This window comes from Haloferax sp. AB510 (assembly GCF_024136985.1).
GTDB lineage: Archaea > Halobacteriota > Halobacteria > Halobacteriales > Haloferacaceae > Haloferax.
Window position 1 is genome coordinate 26,140 of the sequence record NZ_JAMYJY010000033.1, and the last position, 6,740, is coordinate 32,879.

Below are 6,740 nucleotides of genomic sequence, written 5' to 3' on the forward strand. Positions count from 1 at the left end.
GTCGCGAGCGTCTCGGATATCTTCCTCAGCGCGGCGCTTCGCCTCGCGGTCCTTCGCGTCTCCTCCGCCGGGAAGCGGCATCAGAAGACACCTCCGAGGCCGGCGTTAATCATGAACGGAAGGACGTTGATACCGCCGCCAGTGCCGGATGCGCCCCCTGCGATACTCGCGGCGAGTGCGGGGCCGAAGAGACCGAGTGCGACGCCTCCGAGCCCGACGAGCACGAGGTAGAGTTGCTCTTTGCGGGACCAGTCGAGTTCGGCGAGCTTCGCGCGCGTCCCCTGGAGGCTCATGTCCTCCTGGGTGACCTTGCTACCGAACAGGCGGTAGCCGTCCCGGAAAGAGATAACGCGACCATCGTATTCGTCATCGGCGACTTCGGCGTGGATATCGACGTCAGCGCCACCGTCGGTCGTGGCGCTTGGAGTGTACTGCCCACGGCGGCGTTGCCCACCCATGAACGCCTCGATAGGGTCGGTGGTTTCGGCGTACTTGCCGAGCGCCCACGCGACGGGGTACTTCCCGAGCATCCGGTACGGGATGCCCTGCTCGTCGGTTTTGAAGCGCTCGTCGTTCTCGCTACGGAACTCGTTCTCGGTCGTATGCCACGAAGATGCACGCGGAGCGATGACACCGTCGCCGTAGATGACGTGCGTGATGGTGTCGGCACCGGTCGTTTTGAGCTTGAGCTTGTAGCCGGCGTCGATGACTTTGTCACCGAGCTTGTTCGTCCTCGGAACGAATCGCAGGATTTTGAGCCAAAACGAGACCCAGAAGACCCACCAGCCGCGGAAGAAGTTGTAGACGAGGCCACCGCTGGCGTCGCCGGCTTTCCGGGCGATTTTGTGGTCTTCTGATTCCTCGTCGAGCTTCTGCCGGGTGTTCGCGAACAGTTCTGGTTCGTCCGGTGCGAGTGGGTCAGTGTCGTTGGGTTTGGGATTCTTGTCAGTCATGGGTTACCACGGAAGGATACTGCTGATTCGACCACCGGAGTGCGTATCGCCGTCAGGGTCGCGTCGTTCGCTGGAAACGTGAGTCTCAGTGATCGCTTCGAGAAGGCGGCCGTCGCCGAGTGACTGGCGGTCGGTTCGAACGTCGTCGATGACCGTACGGATAGCCTCTTTCTCGTGGTCTGCGAGGTCTCTCCGCACGCCACTGAACGAGTCGCCGTTGACCTCTTGTGCGACCTGCCGAAAGACGCCAGTACAGAGGTCTGGGTATTCGCGACCGCGGACGATGCGGTCGCGGAGGTTCTCGTTGAGGAGCCGCCGAGACCGGGCGTCGTAGTACTCCTCGTCGTGATCGGCAAGCATCTCGCTCGGCGAGAGGTACGGCTGGATGAGCGAGACGAGTTCTTCGTACTCGTTGGACTCGACGTCGGCTTCGAGGAGGCGGTCGAGGAGATCTTCGGGCTCCATGTCGTGCATGGGGTCAACGACCGGACCAGTCGAGACGCCGCGATTGACCGCGGTTCGTTCGAGATCTTGGGCGGCGCGCTCGTCGAGTTCCCGTGCTTGGAGTTCGCCGGGGTCGGGCTGGGAGTCGCGTCCCATCATGTCCGCGCCCTCCCAGATTCCGCGGCTTCAACGAAGACGGCACCGTAGAGTGCGATAGCACTCACGGCGGCCGCACTGAGACACACGAACTGGATGGTCGGCGAGCCGAGTGAGACGAACTCTCCAGTCGATTCGTTAAACACGGCGACGTTACCACCAGTGATGGCGAGTGCGCCCCAGACGATGAGGCCGAGGAGTGCCCAGATTGCCTCGGAGTCGTGGCCGCGGAAAACGAGCGCTCCGAAGAGGGCGAGCGTCCCGAGGAGACCGAGTGCCAGCTGGTGGGCGACGAGTATCATCCGAGGAACCCCCAGACGACGAATACGGCGGCGATGAGACCGAGAAGCGGTACTGGGATGCTAATCGCACCGAGCCCGCGGTTCACGTCGCGAGTGGTCTTGTCGGGTGCTTCGAACTGGTAGCTGATGTTGACCTGCGTCCCGTTGGAGACGGTCGCGTTTGCCAGTCGTTCGAGTTCCCCGGTCGATTCGTTGAAACGGTAGTCGACACCTTCGGAGAGGGTCGTACCGTTGTGTGTGACGGTGACGTTCGCGCCGAAGTCGACGGCGATGTCTGCGGCGTCGACGAGGCGGCCGGCATCGTCGAGGGTGATGCCTTCGGTGGTCGCTTGAGCTTCGGCGCTCTCGATGTAGGAGGTCCCGAAGGTAGCGATAGCGAAAACACCGACGACGGCAATGACGGCGAACGTGATGATTGCGTTAGTCATGGCTCTTGAGTGGGTGATGAGCAGTGAGAAATCGGTGCGTAGGTGGTGTGTCCTGGTCTACCGGCCGCCGTTCATACCACCGCCCATGCCACCGAAGAATCCGAGCGCGACGCTCGCACCTGCGGCGATGAGACCGACGCCGATGAGGATGAACGCCGTCTCACCGTAGGAGGCGAACGTGTCGAACATCGTCGTCCAGGTGTTGTTGTACGTCGGGTTCGCGACGATATCAGTCGAGTAGAGCGACCCAAGAACGATGAGCGCGACGACGGCGACGATGATGGCCTGTGCGACCATCATGATCGAGCCGGAGATGCGGGCAGTGGTCGTCGCGTCCTCCGCGAAGTGCTCCTGTTTGGGTTCGATGCCGACGCGCTGTGCGGCTTCGAGCCCGCGGTTGAGCGCTTGACCAGAGAATCCGCCACGTCCGTGGACGAACTCCTCAATTGGGTTGGTGAACGGTTCCTCGACCGTCACTTCGATAGCGCGGTCATCTTCGACGTTGGCACCCGGCCCCAGGCGGAACCCAGCGGCAGGGTGGCCTGCACATGCAGACATACACGTGCCCTGTTTTGCAGAGATGATATGTCTCCGGAATATACTGTCACGAATGGGGCAATAGAACGGGTCTCTGGTGGATATCCAGCCGAATAGCCACCATGGCTATCCTCGTGTAGAGACTTAATGCAGACTCTCTAGTACGGCCGCTATGGCAATCCAGAATAGTGGTCAGGCACGGCAAATAGAGTCTGTAATCGCGGAGTGTACCTCTCAGATGGGTGTTCGACAGTCGCTTGAGTTGAAGAAACTCGCTCAGCACATCGAATCCGGCGACCTCAACTCTGTGTCGCTCAACAGCGAGGTTCGGAATATCCAGCAGACGGGGTGTTCGATGAACATCAATCTCACGAGCTACGCAGCGGAGTGGCTCGAACTCGAGAAACAGCAGCCCCTCGTAGTCCACACGCTCGCCGATTCGATTGTCATCACGATTCCTGACGGTGACTGTGATGTCTAAAGCGGACGATCTGCGGTCGAAGACGGTCCGTGAGCGTATCATCGAAGACGCACAGGTTCGGTGCCACCAGAAGCGCTCGGAGGTTCAAGACGCCCGGTTGCGGATGTCGATAGTTCCGCGGTCTCTCCGAGGCGACTTCCAGAATCGGGTTCTAGAGTACTACCGAGCGCTCCGTCCACTTCGGACCGAGGGCATCATCAAAGAGTGGTGGTCTTCCGTGGTACTGTCGCCAAGCTGGACCGCCGGACGAGAGTACATCTTCGAGATTGACGGGCAGGAAATCGAGGTGTCGCAAGACGAGGCGATGACGATTTACGAGAAACAAGGTGTGGCACCAGTCGAAGTCAGAGACATCCCATATCGAGGTCTCGAACGTCTCGACGAACTGGAGGATGCAACCGAGACCGTCGTAGAAACTCGCTCGACGATGCGTGGAGTACGCGAAGAACAGACGACGCAACAGGTCGTCCTTGACGTGCGGCAGCTGATGGATATCGCGAGTACCCTCGACGACGCAGCGACGAAACTCGGATTCAAGCCATCTATCGAACTCCAGGACGCGGAGGGTGAAGTCGTATGAGTTCGCAGACCGAGCCGGAGATTGTCGACCGGATGCAGTCACACGCTCCTCCGAAGAACCTCTCCAGCCACTACTCGGAGATGCCTGATCGAGTCCGCGAGAACCTGATTCTCCGACGCAAGATATGGCCGCGGATGAACGTGTACAACGAGAACTGGATGTGCTTTTTAGCCGGGGAGACGGGGGACGGGAAGTCTTACGCAGCACTCCGACTCGCGGAGGCACTCGACCCGACGTTCGGGCCGCATCGAGTGACGTACTCCGTCGAGGAGTTCCTCGAAATTGCCGCGAGTGACCTCCCAGAGGGTGCGATTATCGTGCTCGAAGAAGCGGGTGTCGCCGCAGGGAATCGGAATTGGTACACGGTCGCCAACCAGGTCCTCGACGCGCTAACGCAGACGTGGCGGCACCGAAACAACGGCGCGATCATGACTGCGCCGGACTTCGACCTCATCGACTCACACGTTCAACGTCGCTTCCATCACCTCGGGATCATGGTGGGGAAGGACGAGTCAGCCGGCATCAGCAAGGCCCGGTGGAAGTACATTCAGACGAACAACGAGACGGGCAAGATGTACAAGAAGTACCATCGGATGATCGGCGACGATGGTGTGCTGCGCCGGCACAAGTGGATGAAGTTTCAGCTCCCGACGCCCGAACTCGTAGAGGAGTACGAGTCGACAAAGGGCGAGTACACTGACGACCTCATCGACGACTTGCTGGAGAAGGTACGAGCGGAGTCGAAGGAAGCCGAAGCGGAACAACTGTCGCCAGTAGAGGTGGCGAAAGAGATTCTCGACGAGGGCCGTGTTGAGGAGTACATCAGTGAAGCGTCGGGTGGTGAGTACTTCGACCGTGCTCTGTTGAAGATGGACTACGGAGTGAGCGAAGACGAGTCAAAGCAAATCAAGAAATACGTGGTTCGGGAGGCAGACCTCGATGTCATGTAGTGTGTCGGGACACCCTCCCACCCCCCCACACCCTTGTGTTTATATTAACTTGAGATACGCAAATGGCGGTTCGTCGGGTCGTCGGCTTCGGTGGTCCTTCGGCGTTTCATCGCGTGTACGCCCGACGGGCGCGGCGCTCGCGAGGTCCTACGGAGGTATGCGATGAGTAGCTTGTACGAATTCGTCCGAAGAGTGTACGATCCAATCGTCCGCCCGAGACTTCCGAAGAAGCTCGGCTATGTGAACGGGGTCGTCACGCGAAAGCCAGCATTGTTGGATGCTCAAGACACATTCCCAGAGTACGAGCAACCCATCGTAGACGCGATAAACAATCAGGTTGAGCCTGAAGACACGGTTGTAATCGTCGGTGGCGGCTATGGCGTTTCGGCAGTCCACGCTGGGAGGCAAGCCAGCTCGGTGCTTGTCTACGAAGCAAGTGAAAGCCAGTACGAGATCGTCCGTGAGGCTGTCCGCCTTGATGGGTTGGAAAATGTCACCCTCAGAAATGCGTTAGTTGGTCCGGATGTGTATGTCTACAATAACGACCCAACGAATCACGTAGTGCCTGCATCTGAGTTGCCATCGTGTGACGTCCTCGAGCTTGACTGCGAGGGTGCAGAGTTAGAGATTCTCGAGAATTTAGAGATACGGCCGAGAGTGATCATCGTCGAGACACACCCGATATTCGGTGTTGAGACTGCTGAGGTCGAAGCTGTTCTAGACTCTCTCAACTACAGCATTGTCGCGCGCGAGTGGGAAGTCGAAGAAACACGTGTCGAAGTTCTAACCGCGGTGAGGCGGTGACGAGTTCGGGTTGAGTGGTTTCGAGAATCTGAATCAGATGTCAGATAACGATGATTATTGAAATTGTAGCCCATAAAACTGCAGATACTACTGTGATTGTATGGCTCCTTTCTTGCGCTCGTTGTTTGACGCCCCTACTTAGCCGTTGCATTTGGAGAGTACTGCTTGGGCTCCACGGTTGCCACTGCAAGAGTTCCTGATCACCGCTTTTTTCCACGACGTACAGTACTCCATTTTCACTAATGCCGTATTGCATACCAAACCCAGTAAACTCGCCCAAAGAAGAAACAGGTCCAACCGCCATACATATTCGTTCTGGTTCGCCGTCATATGAAAATATTAGCTCAATTACCTCTACAACCTCTTTGAACTCGTCATCGTCTCTGTCTAGGTATCCAAGTTTCACATCATCATGCCTTTCACGGATATGTGCGAGCCGATCGACACCATCTCTTGCTCGTCTCGTGAATAGTGAATAATCTGGATAGAGTATCGGAGCAGAAGCAACAATAAATGAAACCACTACTGTCAGCATTCGCAAAACCTGTTGGAATGTCAATTCAAGCATATTTCTCAAAAAGTAGTGCTGTCATCAATTATATAGCTTCTCCCCAGATCATTACTAATCAAAGAAATCGGCTAGGACTTTCGTCACATATCGATACCGTTGTTCCCAGGTTTTTCGAAATGGACTCTTGTATCGATCCAATGAATCTGTCTCTCTCTGTTGATTTGAAATAGTCAAGCTTCCTTCAAAGAATTCTTGACCTCGTTTAGTGAAAACACAGTTGTTAGCCTCGCATACGACGAGATTATAATCCACTAGTAGCAGTCTAATGTCTTGGACTGATTGGGGATAATTCCTGAGCTCGTCCCCTTCAGACGGTAAGTCGATTCCTCGCAGTACGAGGAGAGCCCTCTGTCGAAAGAGTTCTAATTTGTCTATCATCCACCGAATTGTGTCTTCTCGAGTGACTGACTTTGTGTCAGAATTGATGGTAGATGATTGTGATCTCACCGTCACTTGTGTGTGAAAGTTCAGATAATCTTGTACTCGCTTAGCTTGGGTGTAGTAGTGTACTAGAGTACTAGTTTCGGTCTACGG

General features: G+C 56.6%; 10 protein-coding genes. 4 read left to right on the forward strand and 6 right to left on the reverse strand.

Going from position 1 to position 6,740, the window contains the following annotated elements; all coding sequences use genetic code 11:
• Positions 1-80: 80 nt before the first annotated feature.
• The 5 genes from NKF06_RS08575 to NKF06_RS08595 are packed head-to-tail and all read right to left on the reverse strand — an operon-like array spanning position 81 to position 2,841.
• A complete protein-coding gene (locus tag NKF06_RS08575) occupies positions 81-953 on the reverse strand; it encodes a hypothetical protein (protein ID WP_253245147.1) in 873 nt (290 codons plus the stop codon).
• Positions 954-956: 3 nt separating this feature from the next.
• On the reverse strand, positions 957-1,556 hold the full coding sequence (locus tag NKF06_RS08580) for a hypothetical protein (RefSeq protein ID WP_241768148.1): 600 nt from the start codon (positions 1,554-1,556) through the stop codon (positions 957-959).
• Complete coding sequence (locus NKF06_RS08585) at positions 1,553-1,855, reverse strand: hypothetical protein (RefSeq protein WP_042663259.1); 303 nt, start codon at positions 1,853-1,855, stop codon at positions 1,553-1,555. The genes NKF06_RS08580 and NKF06_RS08585 overlap by 4 nt, the downstream gene beginning before the upstream one ends.
• The gene (locus tag NKF06_RS08590) at positions 1,852-2,283 is read right to left on the reverse strand and encodes a hypothetical protein (RefSeq protein WP_253245148.1); all 432 of its coding nucleotides are present in this window, start codon (positions 2,281-2,283) and stop codon (positions 1,852-1,854) included. The genes NKF06_RS08585 and NKF06_RS08590 overlap by 4 nt, the downstream gene beginning before the upstream one ends.
• Positions 2,284-2,340: 57 nt before the next feature.
• Positions 2,341-2,841: a hypothetical protein gene (locus NKF06_RS08595; RefSeq protein ID WP_253245149.1), complete on the reverse strand. Its 501-nt coding sequence runs from the start codon at positions 2,839-2,841 to the stop codon at positions 2,341-2,343.
• 151 nt (positions 2,842-2,992) lie between these two features.
• Here NKF06_RS08595 and NKF06_RS08600 point away from each other — a divergent pair, with 151 nt between their 5' ends.
• From NKF06_RS08600 to NKF06_RS08615, 4 genes are all read left to right on the forward strand, one after another.
• Complete coding sequence (locus NKF06_RS08600; protein WP_253245150.1) at positions 2,993-3,301, forward strand: hypothetical protein; 309 nt, start codon at positions 2,993-2,995, stop codon at positions 3,299-3,301.
• Complete coding sequence (locus NKF06_RS08605; protein ID WP_042663264.1) at positions 3,294-3,881, forward strand: hypothetical protein; 588 nt, start codon at positions 3,294-3,296, stop codon at positions 3,879-3,881. The genes NKF06_RS08600 and NKF06_RS08605 overlap by 8 nt, the downstream gene beginning before the upstream one ends.
• On the forward strand, positions 3,878-4,831 hold the full coding sequence (locus NKF06_RS08610; protein ID WP_253245151.1) for a hypothetical protein: 954 nt from the start codon (positions 3,878-3,880) through the stop codon (positions 4,829-4,831). The genes NKF06_RS08605 and NKF06_RS08610 overlap by 4 nt, the downstream gene beginning before the upstream one ends.
• A gap of 162 nt (positions 4,832-4,993) precedes the next feature.
• Positions 4,994-5,635: an FkbM family methyltransferase gene (locus NKF06_RS08615; RefSeq protein ID WP_052367887.1), complete on the forward strand. Its 642-nt coding sequence runs from the start codon at positions 4,994-4,996 to the stop codon at positions 5,633-5,635.
• Positions 5,636-5,675: 40 nt separating this feature from the next.
• Here NKF06_RS08615 and NKF06_RS08620 read toward each other — a convergent pair whose 3' ends face one another.
• Positions 5,676-6,170 (reverse strand): hypothetical protein, encoded by a 495-nt coding sequence (locus tag NKF06_RS08620; protein ID WP_253245152.1) that lies wholly within the window; start codon positions 6,168-6,170, stop codon positions 5,676-5,678.
• Between the last annotated feature and the right edge of the window lie 570 nt (positions 6,171-6,740).

Coding starts and splice junctions, on each gene's coding strand:
- NKF06_RS08620 (WP_253245152.1), bottom strand. CDS start 6,170: ATGCTGACAGTAGTGGTTTCATTTATTGTTGCTTCTGCTCCGATACTC.
- NKF06_RS08605 (WP_042663264.1), top strand. CDS start 3,294: ATGTCTAAAGCGGACGATCTGCGGTCGAAGACGGTCCGTGAGCGTATC.
- NKF06_RS08600 (WP_253245150.1), top strand. CDS start 2,993: ATGGCAATCCAGAATAGTGGTCAGGCACGGCAAATAGAGTCTGTAATC.
- NKF06_RS08595 (WP_253245149.1), bottom strand. CDS start 2,841: ATGTCTGCATGTGCAGGCCACCCTGCCGCTGGGTTCCGCCTGGGGCCG.
- NKF06_RS08610 (WP_253245151.1), top strand. CDS start 3,878: ATGAGTTCGCAGACCGAGCCGGAGATTGTCGACCGGATGCAGTCACAC.
- NKF06_RS08615 (WP_052367887.1), top strand. CDS start 4,994: ATGAGTAGCTTGTACGAATTCGTCCGAAGAGTGTACGATCCAATCGTC.
- NKF06_RS08590 (WP_253245148.1), bottom strand. CDS start 2,283: ATGACTAACGCAATCATCACGTTCGCCGTCATTGCCGTCGTCGGTGTT.
- NKF06_RS08585 (WP_042663259.1), bottom strand. CDS start 1,855: ATGATACTCGTCGCCCACCAGCTGGCACTCGGTCTCCTCGGGACGCTC.
- NKF06_RS08575 (WP_253245147.1), bottom strand. CDS start 953: ATGACTGACAAGAATCCCAAACCCAACGACACTGACCCACTCGCACCG.
- NKF06_RS08580 (WP_241768148.1), bottom strand. CDS start 1,556: ATGATGGGACGCGACTCCCAGCCCGACCCCGGCGAACTCCAAGCACGG.